The sequence below is a fragment of the Streptococcus mitis genome (assembly GCF_003942775.1).
In the GTDB taxonomy this organism is placed as follows: Bacteria; Bacillota; Bacilli; order Lactobacillales; family Streptococcaceae; genus Streptococcus; species Streptococcus mitis_CN.
The window spans coordinates 96,296-114,043 of record NZ_RJNX01000006.1; the positions used below are offsets into that span (position 1 = coordinate 96,296).

Annotated in this window: 17 protein-coding genes; 1 reads left to right on the forward strand and 16 read right to left on the reverse strand. The window is 40.8% G+C overall.

The window, feature by feature from the left end; genetic code table 11:
* Positions 1-35 precede the first annotated feature (35 nt).
* From D8848_RS08645 to D8848_RS08700, 12 genes are all read right to left on the reverse strand, one after another.
* Positions 36-914, reverse strand: a complete 879-nt coding sequence (locus D8848_RS08645; protein WP_084923569.1) for a glycosyltransferase family 52 — start codon at positions 912-914, stop codon at positions 36-38.
* On the reverse strand, positions 911-1,615 hold the full coding sequence (locus D8848_RS08650; protein ID WP_084923568.1) for an acylneuraminate cytidylyltransferase family protein: 705 nt from the start codon (positions 1,613-1,615) through the stop codon (positions 911-913). The genes D8848_RS08645 and D8848_RS08650 overlap by 4 nt, the downstream gene beginning before the upstream one ends.
* Before the next feature lie 68 nt (positions 1,616-1,683).
* A complete protein-coding gene (locus tag D8848_RS08655) occupies positions 1,684-2,778 on the reverse strand; it encodes a glycosyltransferase (protein ID WP_260467301.1) in 1,095 nt (364 codons plus the stop codon).
* Positions 2,779-2,829: 51 nt separating this feature from the next.
* Positions 2,830-3,015 (reverse strand): hypothetical protein, encoded by a 186-nt coding sequence (locus D8848_RS08660; protein WP_125443489.1) that lies wholly within the window; start codon positions 3,013-3,015, stop codon positions 2,830-2,832.
* A 381-nt stretch (positions 3,016-3,396) separates the two neighbouring features.
* Positions 3,397-4,533, reverse strand: coding sequence for a CAP domain-containing protein (locus D8848_RS08665; protein ID WP_125443490.1), 1,137 nt, complete (start codon positions 4,531-4,533; stop codon positions 3,397-3,399).
* A 135-nt stretch (positions 4,534-4,668) separates the two neighbouring features.
* A complete protein-coding gene (locus D8848_RS08670; protein ID WP_125443491.1) occupies positions 4,669-5,706 on the reverse strand; it encodes an aldose epimerase family protein in 1,038 nt (345 codons plus the stop codon).
* A 115-nt stretch (positions 5,707-5,821) separates the two neighbouring features.
* Entirely contained in the window at positions 5,822-6,988 is a 1,167-nt protein-coding gene (locus D8848_RS08675; RefSeq protein WP_125393672.1) for an SIS domain-containing protein, read from the reverse strand.
* Between the two features lie 252 nt (positions 6,989-7,240).
* The gene (locus D8848_RS08680) at positions 7,241-7,645 is read right to left on the reverse strand and encodes a PTS sugar transporter subunit IIA (protein ID WP_020903318.1); all 405 of its coding nucleotides are present in this window, start codon (positions 7,643-7,645) and stop codon (positions 7,241-7,243) included.
* 3 nt (positions 7,646-7,648) lie between these two features.
* Positions 7,649-8,470, reverse strand: a complete 822-nt coding sequence (locus tag D8848_RS08685; protein WP_049544562.1) for a PTS system mannose/fructose/sorbose family transporter subunit IID — start codon at positions 8,468-8,470, stop codon at positions 7,649-7,651.
* The gene (locus D8848_RS08690) at positions 8,457-9,362 is read right to left on the reverse strand and encodes a PTS mannose/fructose/sorbose/N-acetylgalactosamine transporter subunit IIC (RefSeq protein ID WP_125443492.1); all 906 of its coding nucleotides are present in this window, start codon (positions 9,360-9,362) and stop codon (positions 8,457-8,459) included. The genes D8848_RS08685 and D8848_RS08690 overlap by 14 nt, the downstream gene beginning before the upstream one ends.
* 26 nt (positions 9,363-9,388) lie before the next feature.
* Positions 9,389-9,865, reverse strand: a complete 477-nt coding sequence (locus D8848_RS08695; RefSeq protein WP_000156972.1) for a PTS sugar transporter subunit IIB — start codon at positions 9,863-9,865, stop codon at positions 9,389-9,391.
* Positions 9,862-11,649, reverse strand: coding sequence for a glycoside hydrolase family 35 protein (locus tag D8848_RS08700; protein WP_125443493.1), 1,788 nt, complete (start codon positions 11,647-11,649; stop codon positions 9,862-9,864). Before D8848_RS08700 ends, D8848_RS08695 begins: the two co-directional genes overlap by 4 nt.
* A 317-nt stretch (positions 11,650-11,966) precedes the next feature.
* On the opposite strand from D8848_RS08700, the gene D8848_RS08705 reads away from it, so the two are divergent.
* Positions 11,967-12,683, forward strand: a complete 717-nt coding sequence (locus tag D8848_RS08705; RefSeq protein ID WP_045610828.1) for a GntR family transcriptional regulator — start codon at positions 11,967-11,969, stop codon at positions 12,681-12,683.
* Positions 12,684-12,893: 210 nt separating this feature from the next.
* Here D8848_RS08705 and purB read toward each other — a convergent pair whose 3' ends face one another.
* The 4 genes from purB to purE form a co-directional block, all read right to left on the reverse strand.
* Complete coding sequence (gene purB / locus D8848_RS08710; protein WP_125443494.1) at positions 12,894-14,189, reverse strand: adenylosuccinate lyase; 1,296 nt, start codon at positions 14,187-14,189, stop codon at positions 12,894-12,896.
* 149 nt (positions 14,190-14,338) lie between these two features.
* Positions 14,339-16,138 carry a serine/threonine-protein kinase gene (locus D8848_RS08715; RefSeq protein WP_125450664.1) on the reverse strand — a complete coding sequence of 600 codons (1,800 nt, stop codon included), beginning with the start codon at positions 16,136-16,138 and terminating at the stop codon, positions 14,339-14,341.
* 32 nt (positions 16,139-16,170) lie between these two features.
* The gene (purK, locus tag D8848_RS08720) at positions 16,171-17,262 is read right to left on the reverse strand and encodes a 5-(carboxyamino)imidazole ribonucleotide synthase (RefSeq protein WP_125443496.1); all 1,092 of its coding nucleotides are present in this window, start codon (positions 17,260-17,262) and stop codon (positions 16,171-16,173) included.
* Entirely contained in the window at positions 17,249-17,740 is a 492-nt protein-coding gene (purE, locus tag D8848_RS08725) for a 5-(carboxyamino)imidazole ribonucleotide mutase (protein WP_125443497.1), read from the reverse strand. Before purE ends, purK begins: the two co-directional genes overlap by 14 nt.
* Positions 17,741-17,748: the final 8 nt, after the last annotated feature.

Genomic DNA, 17,748 nt, shown 5'->3' on the forward strand with positions numbered 1-17,748 from the left:
GCATGGATTTACATTTCCTAATATATATATTTATGCTACCAGCCAAGTGAAACCCTTTCAAACTGACAACCTAAGCGTCGCAATTCTTTTTGACGGTCCTCATAGTAGGGGAGGGAAATACCTGTGATGGTCACATGGGGCAGGTCTTGTAAGTGGAGGCTGACTGATGAAGTAAAATGATAGACCTGGACGAACTCGTATTCTTGAAAGAGTTGGGCTAGGACATCTTCAAAGATCAGCTCCGTCTCCAAGTAAGTCACGTTTGGAATAGTGAAGGTTTCCTTGGGATGAGGCAGATAGAGGTCAATGGCTAAGGCCTTGGCATAGGTACTAATAAAGCGGATGGAGATTTGGTCATCCTCTTCAGAGAACTTTTGACCCAACAAGACCTTAACCGTCTTACCATTTGAAACGGGTGCTTGGGGCAGGTCAAAAAAATGCTCCAGATAAACAAGCTTTTCTCTAGCTACGACATGGTAGTCGCTGCGATAGAGAGTAAAGTGCTTTTCCGTCCGCTCAATCAAGTCATCTCTAGTCAAACCCAAAGGCCCCACCTGACTGGGTTGAAGAGGGAGAGCATACATTCCCAAAGGGTAAATATCCGCATAGCCATCATCAAAACTCATGAGGTGTTGGTAGTTTGAACTAGCAACCAAGTCCAGAATCAAGCTATTGTCAAAGCTAGCATAAAAGATGGTGTCATAGTCGCCGGCCAGCTCCTGACAAATCTGAGCCAAGTCCTCTGCATCCTGAGGATAGTGAACATGGTCAAAATCCTTTGCATAATGCTCCTGACGGGCATTTTTGACAGGACTGACATAAAGTCTGACAAAGTCCTGATTAGGATAGAGTCCCTTGATATGCTGGGCAATCTTGGCCTGCAAGGGCGTTGTGGCAATGATGAGGTGTTTCATCTCTTTGATTCTCCTAGGTGGTGATGTTGCAGCAAGGTCTCAACGACTTCAAAGTCCAAGGCATCGTCGATATCATAAGAATAGAGTTTGGGCATTTCATAGGCTACTGTCTTATCTGTGTAAAAGGTCTCATCTCGTAGGTAAAGGTCCTTGCGAGAAATCCAAATACTACCGTTGGGATAGTAATAGACAGGCTCTTTCTGCCGAGCATAGTGCTTGGAAACCTGAGGCGGACGGATAAATGACGACTCCGCTAACTGCAAGTAAAGACTACGACTCTTGTCTGCCTTAACACAGGAAATCAGATGGTCGGCCCCAGACTGACAGTAGAGTTGATAGGACTCGACGAGGTGCTCCACCTCTCTCAAGGGTGAGGTCACCTGTAGATTCACAAAGACCTGCTCTTCCTCAAAGGGCTGTAAAAAGTCGTGTAAGGTTTCTAAACTAGAGGTTGTCGTCAAGGCCAATTCTTTTGGTCTGTGGACACAACGAATCTCTGGATAGACTTGTCGACAGAGTTCTAGATAGGCTAGTGAATCTGATGAGATCCAGATGTCACTAAATAGCTTGGAGGCTAGAGCGACTTCGATGGTATAGAAAACCAAAGGTTTGCCTGCTAGCGGTTTGATATTTTTATCCACTAAGCCGCGTGAACCCGAACGGATCAAAATGACGGCTATGGGCTTAGATTTTGCTTTCATATAGTCTTCCTTTAGTTTTCTATTGTATTGGACTAGTGAGAAAACTAGATTGATCAACTTACAACATCCTAGAAGTTCCTATCTAATAGTTCTCTATATATGTGAGCTACTTTTCCCAGAGAATAGCGAGAGGCTAAGGCTAGATTTTTTTCATTTAATAGATAAAAATCAGGCTGTTCCATCTCTTCTATCTTTTGAATCAACTCTGATTTGGTTTTAAACAAGTTGATGGCATTGGACTGGCTAGCATAGAGACGATGGGCAATCTCCACATCTGATAACAAAGCCAACAAACCTTGATTGAGGGCTTCAACACAGGCATTAGCAAATAACTCTGTATAACTTGCAGACAGATAGCATTGGTGCAGATGATAAGGCACCTCATCGACAATACCTTTAAAGTGAATGGTTGGCGGAAGATCATATTGATTCTGTAATTCTGCTAGACGTTCCTCTGAGCCACCATAAAAGGTAATCTGGGCCTTGGAGCCACGTTTGTAGAGTTCGATAAAGGCTTCAATGACAAGTTCAACGTTCTTGCCTTCTCCCATATGACCCACTAGGCAATAGTCCAAAACAGGTCCGATTTTTCTTAGCTGACCTAATTTTTCTATAAACATTGGTGGTAAAAACTTGGTGTCATACCCTTGTTTCGCCAAGGTATCAGTCAACACTTCACTGGCGACTAGATATTTGTTTGCCTTGCGCAGATTGGCGAGGCGTAAGTCTCGCATGACATTTTCATGGACGACTTCATAGTAATTTTTGTCCGTGTTTTCCATGTAACGCCAGAGGCTGGGTTTGGGAACGATTTGTTGGTCACGGATGAAGAGGTCAGTTTGTTTTGCCCATCTGGCTAGGAATTTAACCAACAAGTCCTCTTCAGAACGGATTTCTCCTCCTATGCGGTAGATATACTCTGGATAAAAGATGGTTACAGGAGAGGGGTCTTTAAAGGGATCGATAAAGCGTCCTTCCAGAGCCAATTCTCCATTTTCATGATACCAACGAAGTTCCTTTTCCTTGAAATCTTCAAACAAGAAGGGCCCCTTGGTATAGTAATATCTGCCCGAGCCATCTCCTAGGGTAACTGAGGCCACAAAACCGTCTTCATTGAGTTCAACCTGATCTCCATCTGCTAGCGTTAAACTTTCTGGTTTCACTGATAAATCTGCATAGCCTATATCTGAAAAACTATGAGGGACGCAAATCAGTTATTTTTCTAAAAATCCTAACTTGATTAAATCTTTCTTCCAATCAGGTCGTAGCTGGGGACTTGACATGAGGTGGACGTAGTCTAAGCCTAGATGTCGTGCGATACGCGATCGATAGACTTGGGTACTCTCAAAACCATAGCGATGGATTTCCTTGACTGGATGAATAGTGACAATTCTCGACATGCTATACACTCTTTCTCTCTTATTTTCTGCTTACAAAGGAAAAACCACCCTCACAAAAAGGCGAGGGTGGTTCATCCGTTACAATGCTTGGGGATTTCCTAGCAAGTTCCCCCTCAAAAGGACTTTATGCTATTCTATCACAAAGACTGACCATCTGCAAGATGGACTGCCTTAGACAGGATAGCTTGGGGGAGTTTTCTTATTGTTTATAAATCGATTCTCTGAAATCATCTGTGCTACGTAGGTAGGCATTGTAGATTTTTTGTTTACAACTTTCAAGAAAATGGAGAAGGTAAACTAGCCTTCCCCATTTTAAGGTTATATCATTTTGCAACTTTGTTGTAAAAAGCTATTGAAACAGACTATTTGTTCATTAGTTGCCTAGTTTACCCATTCACCATTTCCATTTACTTTATAACCGTCTGGTGTTGTTGTGCTCACAGCCAAAGCTCCAGAATCGTAGGCATAGTACCAGTGCGGTCCAACTTTAAACCAACCTGTCTTCATGATACCTGCTTCGTCAAGATAATACCAAGTACCATTTTCCTTGTACCAGCCTGTAAACATAGCACCTGAGCTACTCAAGTAATACCAGCTACCATCTACTTTTACAAATCCAGTTTGCATGACACCTAGGTCATCCAAGTAGTACCATTTACCATCCGTTTTCACCCAGCCTGTCTTCAGATCACCAGACTCATAGAAATACCATTTTCCATTAGATTGCACCCAACCAGATTGGTCTGAACTAGAAGTTCTAAATTCTTTCAGCGCTTTTTCTACAACGACTGCTTTACTTTTAACTGTTGAAAGGTTTGAGGAGGTCACTTCTGTATACTGAATAGCAGGACCATATCCACCAGCCAATTCCTCTGAAGAAGCATCATCACCTAAAGCTAGAGAAATCGTTGCTACTTTCTGAGAACTAGCTGCATTTTTAAAAGCAGCGAGCCCCACATAGGTAAATTTAGAATTGATCAAAGCCTCATAATAACCTGTAAATTCTTTAGATGTTCCACCCTTCTTTTTCGCTACATAATTTGCCTTCTCAGCATGCCAATTTTCAATTGCTTTTAGAAAACCCTCATAGTTCACATCTAAAGCTTCTCCTCTTATACTATTACTAGATGGAAAAGCAGTCCAGATTTCTTTCGTAGAAAGACGCTCAGGTTTCAGAGTTACTGACACCTCAGTAGCTCGTACAAAAGCAGTTTTCTCAAGATCAGTAGACCATTTGATAGGGACATACTTATCTACCAAACCTTCATCAGCTGCTTCCTTACGAATCTTATTAATCGCATCCAAAATAGTTTGTTTATTTGGGGTTAAAAATTCTCCCTTAATCCCAACCAAAACATTTCCACTAGAAGGATTTAGCACTTCTGAGCTCAAGACATTTTCATTTCTACCATCTGCAGATTGTGTTGCCACCAATCTGTCATTTGCAAAAACATCATTTGTCAAAACTGCTCCAGCTAAAGTCAAAGCCAAGGCGCTAGCAAATACAATTTTCTTCATTTTTTCTCCTTTTATCCTTTAGATAGGACAGGTATTTTCAATATTAAATTATATCATATTTTCCTACTCTTTGCCCATTTCTACTAATGTTATAAAGCAAATGCTATTCACACCACAAAGTAGAAACTCCATTCTTTATTTCACAACAAGCTCATAACGTGTCTTACTTGTGAAGGTTTGACCGGCTTTGAGAATAACTTGATCTTTGAGGTCACTGTGAATGGCATCTGGTAAAGCTTGCGCTTCAAGGGCAATCCCATTGTGCTGTACCATTGGCTGACCTCCTATGATGACACTCTCATCCACAAAGTTTGCTGTGTAGACTACAAAGCAAGGAGCCTCTGTCTTGAAAAGCAGGAAGCGACCTGAATTTTGGTCATAAAGGAATCCAGCATTGTCATGACCTGCAGGAAGGGCAAATGGATGATCCAAACCTGATACCAGCTGGATTTGCTCATCTTCTTCTGCAAAGATATCCTTCAACAAGGCACCATTGTAGATGTGTTTAACCACATCACGACTAGCATCTGGAGTTTTGGCAGGAACACCGTCGGGAGCGATTGGATAAATGCCCTCTGTGTTTAGTTGGAAGACATGACGGTCAATCGTCTGCGTGAAATCACCAGACAAGTTGAAGTAGCTGTGATTAGTTGGATTGACCAGCGTATCCTGATCGGTCGTTACCTTGTAGCTGATTTCATAGGCACCAGTCTCTTCTAAGTGGTAACTGATCCAAATCTTGAGATTTCCAGGAAATCCTCCTGTCCCATCCGTACGCTCTGTGTAGAGGATCAAGCCATGGTCGCTCACTTCAACTAGTTCAAACAAGCTCGAATCCCAACCAGTTGAACCACTGTGGTTACAGTTGCTAGCATTGTTGACTTCAAGGTCATAGTTCTTGCCATTAAGCTCAAAGGTCGCACCTGCAATACGGCCTGCCACAGGACCTACGCTAGCTCCATGCTTGGGACTATTGCCTACATAGCTATCAAAATCATCAAATCCCAAAATAACATTGGCAAAGTTTCCAGCCTTATCAGGTGTGACATAGCGCAAGATAGTCGCGCCATAAGTCATAACCTCAAGCTGGTAGCCACCGTTCGTCTCAAATCGATAGGCCAAAACATCTTGTCCCTCAACATTTCCAAACACACGCTCTGTGTATGCTTTCATTCTGTTCTCCTTTTACTATTTCTCTCAATCAAACAAACCATAGAAAGCGAATTGACAATCTATGGTTTGCCTGATAATATACAAATCCTCTTGTCAAGAATTCATAAACACTGTCTTACTTCTGATATTCGTGGATGATCACACCTTGTACCACACGGTTTACTGTTCCTGTAGGAGACGGTGTATCTGGTTTATTTTCTACCTTGAGTGAAGTCAATAGGGCAAAGAGTTGGGCATAAACAATGTAAGGGAAGACACGGTAAATATCATTCAAGACACCGCCACAACCAAGGGCCACTTCTTTGACATTTTCAAGACCAAAGGCTTGATCACTCAAAAGCACGATACGACGAGCAATCTGATCACCAGCAACTTCACGAACCAAGTCCAAGTCGTACTTACGAGTGTAGTCTGTCGTTGCACCAAAGACCAAAACAACTGTATCTTCGTTGATAAGAGATTTTGGACCGTGACGGAAGCCGACTGGGCTTTCATACATAGTCGCCACTTGACCAGCTGTTAATTCCAAAATCTTGAGCTGAGCTTCATGAGCAAGTCCGAAGAATGGACCGGCGCCTAGATAGATGACACGGTTAAAGTCGAGATCAACAAGCTCTTTGACATCTTCTGCATTGTCTAGAATTTTACGGGCAAGACTAGATACAACTTCAAAACGTTCAGCTTTCACAGCAAATTCTGTAGGATCAAAGACCAAGAGAGCTGTTAACATCATAGACGTAAAGCTAGAAGTCATGGCAAATCCAGCATCATTAGAAGCAGCTGGTTGCAAAAGCAAGAGATTGCGGTCATCTCCATGGGCTTGAAGAGCCAACTTACCATCTGCTGCACAAGTAATCGTCACTTGATAAAGCTCATCCACCAAGGCCTTGGCCAAATCAACAGTCGCCACACTTTCAGGCGAGTTCCCACTACGAGCAAAGGATACAAGGACAGTCGCCACATCTTTTTTCAAATAAGTTTCTGGATTGGCAACGATATCTGTTGTCGCAATGGCATTGAAATTCCATTTGCGTTCGTCATATACTTCCTTAAAGTAAGGTACCAAGGTATCTCCCACATAAGCAGAAGTCCCCGCACCTGTCAAAATAACCTTGATATAGTCATGTTTATCAGCAATCCCTTGCAGAAAGGCTGCAATTTCTTCATGTTTTGATTGATAAGATTCAAAAGCTTCTTTCCATACATCAGGCTGTTGGTAGATTTCACGTGTAGTGATTTCTGCACCCAATTCGATCAAGTCTTCTTTTGTATAATGTAGCATTGAATTCCTCTTTTTCTATTAAATATGGGAATGGGAGTAAGCCCCATTCCCATGTATATTCTATATAAAATGCTCTAACGATTTTCACGTTTTCACATCGTATACTCAATGAAAATCAAAGAGCAAACTAGGAAACTAGCCGCAGGCTGCTCAAAGCACTGCTTTGAGGTTGTAGATAGAACTGACGAAGTCAGTAACATATACCTACGGCAAGGCGACACTAGTATGGTTTAAAGAGATTTTCGAAGAGTATTATTCATCTTCGTCATCATCGAAGCCAGCTAACAGGTCATTAACTTTCACAATACTTTCTGCAGCACGGTTCTTATAGTCCGCATCTGCGCCTGTAAGGCTCGCATTGATAAATTCAATCACCATTGGAAGATTCATCCCTGCGTAAAGTTCGATGTCACGACCTTCCATAATCAAACGGCTTACCACGTTACATGGTGTTCCACCGAGAAGATCCGCAAAGACTAGGAAATCATCTAATCCTTCAATAGCAGCTTCAAATTTTGCAGTAAATTCTTCTGGGCCATCTTCTGGAAGAAGAGCCACTGCATGAATATTGTCTTGTGGACCCATAATCATTTCAGTGCTACCTTTAAGTTCTTCACAGAAGCGACCATGACTCACCAAAATTAATGATTTAGCCATAAATTATGCGCCCATTCCAAGTACAAATTTACCAAAGGCAGAAAGACCTACTGCAAGAGCGATAATGATACCGATAGCTTTAGTAGAAGTCATACCTTTCTTACCAAGCAACCAGAAGATAAAGGCAGTAAAGATTGCTGGAAGCAAACGTGGGAAGATTTGGTTCAAGATGTCTTGGAAATCAATCATCTTTTCACCGATTGGCAACTTGTAAGAAATTTCAAAGTTGATCATTGTTGCTACAAGAGCACCCATCATGAAGACACCCAGTACAGATGCAGCGTCAATCAAAGCTGTCAATGTACTTTGCATGTTGTTGATAAGGTTAACCCCTTCTTTGTAGGCAAATTCCAACTGTTTCCAACGGAAGATGTCATAAGCAACTGCAACTGCGATCCAAAGGAAGATACCCCAAGGTTGGCCAGCGATAGCCATAGTTGCTGCGACTGACCCCATGATAGCAGGTACAAGCGAACCAAAGATTGTATCTCCAAGAGGAGCAAATGGTCCCATCAAACCTGTCTTGATACCGTTAACGGCGTCTTTTGCACCCACACCATCTTTTTCTTCCATGGCAAGGTCAAAACCAGCGATAATGGTATGGAAGAATGGTGAAGTATTGAAGAATTGAGTATGAACTTTCATCATTTCTTTCAATTCAGGAGTTCCATCACCATACATTTTACGCAACTGAGGCAGGATCATGTAAAGGTAACCAGAAGCTTGCATACGTTCGTAGTTCCAACCTAATTGGAAAGTAAACAAGCTACGTTTGTTGATTTGATTAAAATCTTCTTTTGTAAGTTTGTAATTAGAATTCGTCATCTTCGATTTCCCCACTTTCTGATGGTGTAGAAGGTGCTGCTACAGCTACTTTTTGGCTATTTTTGAAGTGAAGCACTGCAAGGAAGATACCTACGATAGAGATACCAATCATAGACAAACCTTTGAAGTTGTTCACGAAACCAATTTTTTCAGCAACATCTTTCGGTAGAGTGCCTACGATACCAGCAACAGCGCCACCAAGACCTGTTACATATGAGTAAAGAACAGTCAACATAGCTGTCAAACCAAATCCCATTGCAAGGTAGTGAAGGTTACGTTTAACTGGAAGGTAACGAAGCAAGATTGCAAATCCAAGACCTGGAAGCATACGTCCTGCGAGAGTCAAACCATCTGCAACCCATTGGTATTTTGTAACGAAGTCTACTACGTGTTGTACAAATTCGCCACCAAAGGCAAGGGCAAAGAAGACTGGAAGGGCACGAGATAAAGCCCAAGGAATCGCACCAAGCAAGTAGTTACGTTCAATACCTTTATAGTCAAAGCGTTCGATTGCAGCATCCACGCGGTGAGCGAAGAAAGTAGTTGTCATACGACCAAGAACGTCGAAGTATGTCAAGAGAGCTGCTACTGGCACAGCGATTGTTGTAATCGCCAGTGCTGTATCAATACCTTGTGAAACAGAGAAGGCTGTCGCAAGAACCGCACCAGAAGTTGCGTCAATACGAGAAGCACCACCAAAGGTACCTACCCCAAGTACGAACAACTGCAAGCTACCACCGATAAACAAACCAGTTGTCAAATCTCCCATGATTAAACCAGTAATGAAACCAGCAAATACAGGGGAACCTGCAGATGAAACGATCGTCAACTCATCACAGATTTGATAAGCTGAGTACAAAGTGAGAAGTAAAATTTGCCACCATTGTATCATAACAATGACCTCCTAAAAATTTTTTCCTATTTTAATAAGCTCAAAAAGTCTGAAATTGGATCATTTGGAACCATTTGAGCAGTAAGTTTAACACCTTTTTCTGCCAATTTGTGGAAGTCTTCCACATCCTTGTCTACTACGTTGATAGAACGTGTGATGGGGCGAGTTTCTGGTGTTTGAGACATATTCCCAACATTAAGGGTTTCAAGTGGTACACCTGCTTCGACCAAACCAAGGAAGCGGTCTGGCTTACGAGCCACGATAAAGAGACGTTGGCTATCGTATTTACCAGCAAGAATATTGGCTGCCGCTTTTTCAATTGGCAAAATACTCAATTTCACACCTGGTGGTGTCGCAAGTTTCAAACCACTCTTTTCAACGTCATTGTTGACAACTTCGTCATCTACAACCATAATACGTGAAACATTTAGTTTTCCAGCCCAAAGATTGGCTACTTGTCCGTGGATCAAACGTCCATCGATACGGCATCCTACAATTGTCATAAGTTTTCCCCCTTTATGTGTTTTAGTGTAGGTTTACGAGTTAAATAAATCTCTTCTTTATATTGGCCCTCTGTTTCAAAGATGATGATGCGGTTATCACCTTCCTTGAGATAGCTATGAGGGATATAAAGCGAGAGGGTCGGGCCGACGTTCCAAAAACGTCCTAGGTTCTGCCCATTGACAAAGGCAACTCCCTTACCAAACTCAGACAAGTCTAGGTAAGTATCTTTTGGCTCTTGGACTGTAAAGTCATAAGCGTAAAAGGCTGGTTGTCCTTCTGTCCATCCTTTTGAAAAATCAATTTTCTCAGGATTATCTAGTGGGAGTGGATAGTGTTTCCAGTTTAGTAGGAAGTGCAAATCCTTACAAACCCCTGTCCGAATTCCCTTACGTTGCGTATCTGCTAAGAACTTATGTCCATAGTTGACACGCCCCATGTTTTCAATCAGGATATCAAATCGAGATAACGCTTTCTTTTCTCCTTGATAAAAGATATCTTCTCCAATTTCAGTTTGGTATTGGGTTGTAACCCACTTACCATCTACGAACAACTGTGCTCTATCTCGACCATCAATGATACGAAGTCTTTCTTCTTCTGCATCCCAGTTTGTTTCTGTTCGATAAAGTAGGTAGCCATAACTTTGTCCCAACTCCTCCATCTTTTTAGGATAGAGGCTTTCTACTGGACTTGACAAGCTATCCAGGGTTTCAAACAGGGAAACTTTTTCAACTAGTGGAATAGCATCCAACTCCATACTCTCTTTGTAGAGTGGTTCCAACTGCGGATACTCTGGAAAATGTGTTGCCATCATCTTCTTGACTGCCAGATATTTGGCAGTTGGATTTCCTTCCTCATCTAGAAGGGCATCGTAATCATAAGATGTAACTTGTGGCAAATCTAAGGTTCCTCTAGCCGAGCAACCATTCATGAAACCAAAGTTTGTACCACCGTGGAACATGTATAGATTGATAGAGCCTTGTTCCAAAACCTCTCGAACTGCATCTGCCAACTCTTTTGGATCCCGTGTGATAATCGGTTCTTTCCAACGATTGAACCAGCCATCCCAGAACTCCATACACATGAGCGGCCATTTCTTGCCATGTTCATCAAAGAATTCCTGCATCTGTGAAAAGTTGTAAGGTGCCTTAGAACCAAAGTTTCCTGTTACAAAGAGGTCATCTTCGATTAAAGTTCCAGCTTTCAGAGTAGCTCTCCATGGACCATCTGATGTAAAGAGGGGACAAGTTACACCACGCTCTTCCATCAACTGTCGAATTGCTCTCAGATAAGCCTTATCTTCTCCATAAGAACCATACTCATTTTCAACCTGCATCATGAGGATATTGCCACCATTGTCCAACAAATGTGGAACCAATCGTGACAAGAGCTGGTCATAGTAGCGACCGACAGCTTCAATATAAGCAGGATCTGAGGAACGAAGCCTCATATCTTTGGTTAAAAGCCAAGCTGGTAAGCCACCGAATTCCCACTCCGCACAGATGAAGGGAGAGGGACGAACGATAGCGTAAAGACCCAAATCTTGTGCCGTTTGGAGAAATCGCTCCAAATCCAGAGCTCCTTCAAAGTGAAACTCACCCTCACGAGGCTCGTGTAAATTCCAGGCCACATAAGTCTCTACTGTATTAAAACCAAGAGCCTTCAAGTTATAGAGCGAATGATACCAATCTTCTGGAGGAACCCTAAAATAATGAATGGCGCCAGATAAAATCTTAAATGATTTTCCATCGAGATAAAAATCATCCCGTATCTCAAATCGTGTCATATTCTTACCTTCTGACAACTAAAGTTTACGCTTTCATTTGTTGATATAGTAAATATAACTCAATATCTTACATTTGTCAATAGGTTTTCACGATTTTTTTCATTTTTACTAATTTTTACAAAAAAAATTATAAAACCTTACTATCTCAAGAAATAATATCATCTTAATTGACATGTATAAAGATGTAAGAAATTCTATTAATTTCTATGTAAATTAACCTTATAGCCTATTATTCTAATTTTTTTATTCAAAAGGCTACTATTCTTTCCAGTTTTATGGTAAAATCTTTAACGGAGAAGGAAAATCGAGGTGAAAATATGGCAATTCCAAAGTATCAATATATTAAAGATGAGTTAAAGAACAAAATCATTTCTGGTCAATTTGCCAGTGGAGATAAATTCTACACGGAAGCTGAATTGATTGCAATGTATGATGTAAGTTCTATCACAGTTGTCCGCGCCTTAAACGACCTTGCCAAGGATGGCTATATTGTCCGTCAACAAGGAAAGGGTACATTCGTTTCACGCGCACGTAAACACAAACTCGTAGAGTTTTCAGATGTAGAAGTTTTTGAAACTAAAGATGATAAAGTTACCGTCCTTTCTATTGAGCGTGGAAACAAACTAAGCTACTTAGAAAAACTTGGACTACGCGGAGATCAGTTCTACTACAAGATTGAACGCGTACGCGAAACAGGTGGTGTTGTGTACATCTACCATACATCTTACATCCCAGAACAATACGTCAACGCAAATTATCCAAATCTTGAATATTATAGCTCTATCTATAACCGTTTCAAATTGGATTACCACATTCACATGAATGATGAACATTTTGAAGAAATCAATGAAATAGCATTTCCAACTCCAGAACATGTGGCTTCGGTCCTCGGAGTCGATGAACAATTCCCAACCGTTTTACAAACCAAGACTACTAAACTAGAGTCTACTGGTCAAGTTCTCGCTTACAGCGAAACATATAAACGAGCGGATTACTACAAAATCAAATTCATTTCATGTGACCGTGATCACTAAGAAGAAAGCCTGAGCCTTGCTTGGGCTTTTTCTATGCTTATTATATGACATTAAAAATGTATTTTCTATATGTCAATTAAGATAGACTAAATTTGTTTAAATTTTACTAAAATATAGGTCATTTTTATCAAAAGTACTTGAAGACAAAATAAAAATCGAAGTTCTTCTACTCCTATAAATAGAGTAATAGAAATTCGATTTTTATTCTAATTATCCTAATCCAAGACGTTCAAAGATATCATCCACTCGTTTAGTGTAATAAACTGGGTTGAAAATTTCATCGATTTCTTCTTGTGTGAGGCGTGAGGTCACTTCTGGGTCTGCTTCAAGAAGTGGTTTAAAGTCTACTTGGTTGTCCCAAGAGTAGGCTGTTTTTGGTTGCACCAAGTCATAGGCTTGCTCACGGGTCATGCCTTTTTCAATCAAGGTCAACATAGCGCGTTGGCTGAAAATCAAACCAAATGTCGAGTTCATGTTGCGGATCATGTTTTCTGGGAAGACTGTCAAGTTTTTGACGATATTTCCAAAACGGTTGAGCATGTAGTCAATCAAAATGGTCGTATCTGGTGTGATGATGCGCTCAGCTGATGAGTGAGAGATATCACGTTCGTGCCAGAGAGCAACATTCTCATAGGCCGTAATCATGTGACCACGAATAACACGCGCAAGACCCGTCATGTTCTCAGAACCGATAGGGTTGCGTTTGTGAGGCATTGCTGATGAACCTTTTTGACCTTTGGCAAAGAACTCTTCCACTTCGCGTTGTTCTGATTTTTGAAGACCACGGATCTCCGTCGCCATACGCTCGATTGAAGTCGCGATGCTAGCAAGAACCGCAAAGTACTCAGCGTGAAGGTCACGAGGAAGGACCTGTGTAGAGATTTCTTGAGCACGGATACCCAATTTGTCGCAGACGTATTTTTCAACGAATGGTGGGATGTTGGCAAAGTTACCCACCGCACCAGAAATCTTACCAGCTTCCACACCAGCAGCCGCATGCTCGAAACGCTCGATGTTGCGCTTCATTTCGTTGTACCAAGTCGCAAGCTTGAGACCAAAAGTCGTCGGCTCAGCGTGCACCCCGTGGGTACGACCCATCATGATGGTGAACTTGTGTTCTTTCGCTTTGTCAGCGATGATGTTGGTGAAGTTTTCAAGGTCACGACGGATGATGTCGTTGGCCTGCTTGTAAAGGTAACCATAGGCCGTATCCACCACGTCGGTAGAAGTCAAACCATAGTGGACCCACTTGCGCTCTTCACCAAGAGTCTCAGAAACCGCACGCGTGAAAGCCACCACATCGTGGCGAGTCTCCTGCTCAATTTCCAAAATACGGTCGATGTCAAAGTCCGCTTTCTCGCGAATCAAAGCCACATCTTCCTTAGGGATTTCTCCCAACTCAGCCCATGCCTCATCAGCCAAGATTTCCACCTCAAGCCAAGCACGGTATTTATTTTCTTCACTCCAAATATTCGCCATTTCAGGGCGAGAGTAACGGTCGATCATGTTTAATTTTCCTTTCTTTGTTTACAATTAGGAAGTCCGTAGTTCGTATTCAGTTTTAGTGAATACAACTTTTTCTCCTTGATTCTTATCTATTCAATAGGAATAATTATATGGTAGATTATGCGTTATAAAAATTATAATCTACATTTTCACTTAATCTTTTTTAATCCTAGTATTTTAGCTAATAAAATTCTAATATCCCAATCTTTATCCAAATCCCAAATTATCTGTTTATCAATCATTCTAGATTTTTTAAACAAATCAATAACATCACCTTCAAACACATAATATGGTTTAGCTAACTGAAATCCATATTCTTTTAATTTTTCAAATTGGGACGGTTCATCAAAAATGAATCTAATTTTGTCTTCGAAAAGATCATAACTTCCTCCCCATTGATTAGTAAGCTTTTGACAAATGTTCTCAATATTTTTCTCAAAAGCTATTTGGAAGGCAGTTTCTTTTTCAAATAAAGGACTATTGTCCAAGTTTTCTAAATAAGAGATTGTTCTATCCCAACAAATATCAATATTGTTAATTAACTCAGTTTGTTCAATATCTTGCTCTAATATAAATATAGTCAACCATAGAATTGGTGCATCTTCAATATTTTCAAGAATCTTTTCATCAATATAACATTCATCCTCAATAAATTCTAAAATTTCTTCTGCATGATATGATAAACTGTTTACAAAATATTTCCTAATATTCCCAGATAATCTTTCACCACAAGCATTATATTTTTCTAACACAGCGACTAATCTATCATATAATTGTAAATCACTAGCATTTTGTAAATCCAGAGACTTTAATGATGGACCATCTTCATAATCCATTTCATGATTATATTTTTTTTGACAAAGTTTCAAAATATAAGTTCGAACTGTTAAATCTCTCAAATATGGTGTCACAGAATACCCAATTTCTCGACGATAATTCAGATTATATTTTCCCTTATTTTCAATTAATTTTCTATCATTTGTTACAAAATATATATCTTGACTAGCTTTATNTAACAACTCATTAATAAATGAATCAGTAAATTCTTCAGGTAAATTTTCTGGAACTGCGAAAGAATCTTTTATTTTCTCTAGTTCAGATTTTAAATTTTGATAAATATTTTTAATTTCAATTAATGTACTATTTATGGAAATGCGATTTTTAGAATCACTATTTAAACATTTTTCAACAAGGTCATCTAGTTCAAAAAGAAATGGATAGTAATCACTAATTAATGGGTAACTCTTTCCATGAGGGTTACTTTTTGTAAAACACTCATTAATAATCAATCCAAAAGCGAAAACATCCACTGCACTAGTGATAGTAGTTGCATTACCTTTATTTTTTTGCTCAGGTGCTAAATAATTCCTATTGTTTAGTAAATCGTTTGCTTGTGTTAAGTTGGAATCCTTGAAATGTGCAATTCCAAAATCAGTTAAAACTAGAGTATTATCCTTTATTAAAATATTTTCTGGCTTTATATCTCTATGAATTATTCCTTTATCATGAGCATCTTTTATAGCCTTGGATAATTGAATTAAATAATTTAATCTTTGTTCTGGTGAATAACTTTCAGATTCATCTATTACATCCCGAAGATTTTTGGGGAAATAATCCATTACTGCATATAAGAATTGAGCTCTTTGTCCGTCATTCGGATATTCTCCATATAACTGATACTTAATAATATTTTCATGATTATATTGTGAACAAAATTCAATATCATTTTTTAATCTCTCAATTTTCGCCCTATTTGCACGTCCTCCAGAAGTTGGTAGTTTCATAATTTTAACCGCTTTTTCAATACCGGTACTATCATTTGTCAAAACTACTACACCCTGACCTCCTTGACCTAAAATTTCTATGAAACTATAATCAATAGAGCCCAAAACCTCATCAATTTTAAACTGATTTTTAAGACAATCAATCTGCTCATCCGTTAAAACCATAATTCCTCACTTCTGCTAAAGTAATTCCATGATTACTCAAACTCCTCTTCCCCAAACTCAACCACACTATCTGGAACATCACTAAACAAAGTCACATGTCCCATCTTGCGGTTGTGCTTCGCTTCTATTTTACCATACAGGTGGAGGTGGGCGCTTGGATTTTCTGTGACATATTTTTCAGCAACCTCGACATGCTGACCGAGAACATTGAGCATGACGGCAGGCGCTTGGAGGTGGATTGCTGGAAGTGGTGCTCCAAGAACGCCCAAGATATGGGTATCAAACTGTGAAAAGTCACAGGCCTCGATTGAGTAGTGACCTGAGTTATGTGGACGTGGGGCGATTTCATTGACGATGATGTCATCAGCAGTTGCAAACATTTCCACGCAGAGGGTTCCAGACAGGTTAAGCTGTTCTGCAATTCGCACTGCCATGGCTTTGGATTTATCAGCTAGACTCTCTGAAATGCGGGCTGGTACAATGGTTTTAGAAAGAATGTTGTTACGGTGGATATTTTCCTGTACGGGGAAAACCGTCACGTCCCTGCCATTTCCAGACACGATAACAGAGATTTCAAGGTCGAAGTTGACAAATTCTTCCAAGACACAGTCTGCTGAATCAGCCAGTGCATAGGCTTCTTCCAAATCTTCTGCTGAACGAATGACCTTTTGACCATGGCCGTCGTAACCACCTGTCGCAGTCTTGAGGACATAGTTTTTGGACAGGTCGATCTCCGCCAAGTCTTGACTAGAATTCACAACCTTGTAGGGTGCCACAGTGACTTGAGCCTTGTTTGACAAAAAGTCCTTTTCAAAAATCCGATTTTGGGAAATGCGGAGCAGGTCGGTTCCTTGAGGAAGTTGACCATCCTTGATGACAGCATCCAAACCGTCAGCATCGACATTTTCAAACTCATAGGTGAGGACATCGCAACGCTCAGCCAACTGACGGAGGGCATCCACATCGTTATAAGGAGCCACGATGATTTCCGCCACACGAGAGGCCGGGCAATCCAGCGCAGGATCCAGCGCAATGACCTTGTGCCCCATGTAGATAGCAGAAATGGCCATCATCTGCCCTAGCTGACCGCCACCGATAATTCCGATTGTTTTAGATGAGCTCATTCGTTGACTCCTCTGCGATTTTTCCTTGTTCTTCTGCGAAATCTGCCAAAGCTGTCGCGATAGCCTGATCCTCTACTGAAAGAAGACGGAGGGCGAAGAGAGCCGCATTTGTCGCACCAGCTTCACCGATAGCCATTGTCGCAACAGGCACCCCACCCGGCATCTGAACGATAGAATAGAGTGAATCCACTCCACTAAGAGCACGAGATTTGACTGGCACACCAATGACTGGAAGGGTTGTTTTAGCTGCTACCATACCTGGTAAATGGGCTGCACCACCTGCACCTGCGATGATGGCCTTGATACCACGGCTACGAGCTTCCTCCGCATGTCTGAACATGAGGTCTGGAGTACGGTGGGCAGAGACAACCTTCTTTTCGTAGACTACACCGAAGCGATCTAGAACTTCTGCTGTTTTTTGCATGGTTGCCCAGTCGGATTTTGAGCCCATGATGATGGAAATAATTGGTTTAGTCATGATTCTTC

Excerpts from the sequence above, each read along its gene's own strand:
- D8848_RS08645 (WP_084923569.1), bottom strand. The coding sequence starts at position 914 with ATGAAACACCTCATCATTGCCACAACGCCCTTGCAGGCCAAGATTGCC.
- D8848_RS08650 (WP_084923568.1), bottom strand. The coding sequence starts at position 1,615 with ATGAAAGCAAAATCTAAGCCCATAGCCGTCATTTTGATCCGTTCGGGT.
- D8848_RS08660 (WP_125443489.1), bottom strand. The coding sequence starts at position 3,015 with ATGTCGAGAATTGTCACTATTCATCCAGTCAAGGAAATCCATCGCTAT.
- D8848_RS08665 (WP_125443490.1), bottom strand. The coding sequence starts at position 4,533 with ATGAAGAAAATTGTATTTGCTAGCGCCTTGGCTTTGACTTTAGCTGGA.
- D8848_RS08670 (WP_125443491.1), bottom strand. The coding sequence starts at position 5,706 with ATGAAAGCATACACAGAGCGTGTGTTTGGAAATGTTGAGGGACAAGAT.
- D8848_RS08675 (WP_125393672.1), bottom strand. The coding sequence starts at position 6,988 with ATGCTACATTATACAAAAGAAGACTTGATCGAATTGGGTGCAGAAATC.
- D8848_RS08680 (WP_020903318.1), bottom strand. The coding sequence starts at position 7,645 with ATGGCTAAATCATTAATTTTGGTGAGTCATGGTCGCTTCTGTGAAGAA.
- D8848_RS08685 (WP_049544562.1), bottom strand. The coding sequence starts at position 8,470 with ATGACGAATTCTAATTACAAACTTACAAAAGAAGATTTTAATCAAATC.
- D8848_RS08690 (WP_125443492.1), bottom strand. The coding sequence starts at position 9,362 with ATGATACAATGGTGGCAAATTTTACTTCTCACTTTGTACTCAGCTTAT.
- D8848_RS08695 (WP_000156972.1), bottom strand. The coding sequence starts at position 9,865 with ATGACAATTGTAGGATGCCGTATCGATGGACGTTTGATCCACGGACAA.
- D8848_RS08700 (WP_125443493.1), bottom strand. The coding sequence starts at position 11,649 with ATGACACGATTTGAGATACGGGATGATTTTTATCTCGATGGAAAATCA.
- D8848_RS08705 (WP_045610828.1), top strand. The coding sequence starts at position 11,967 with ATGGCAATTCCAAAGTATCAATATATTAAAGATGAGTTAAAGAACAAA.
- purB (WP_125443494.1), bottom strand. The coding sequence starts at position 14,189 with ATGATCGACCGTTACTCTCGCCCTGAAATGGCGAATATTTGGAGTGAA.
- purK (WP_125443496.1), bottom strand. The coding sequence starts at position 17,262 with ATGAGCTCATCTAAAACAATCGGAATTATCGGTGGCGGTCAGCTAGGG.
- purE (WP_125443497.1), bottom strand. The coding sequence starts at position 17,740 with ATGACTAAACCAATTATTTCCATCATCATGGGCTCAAAATCCGACTGG.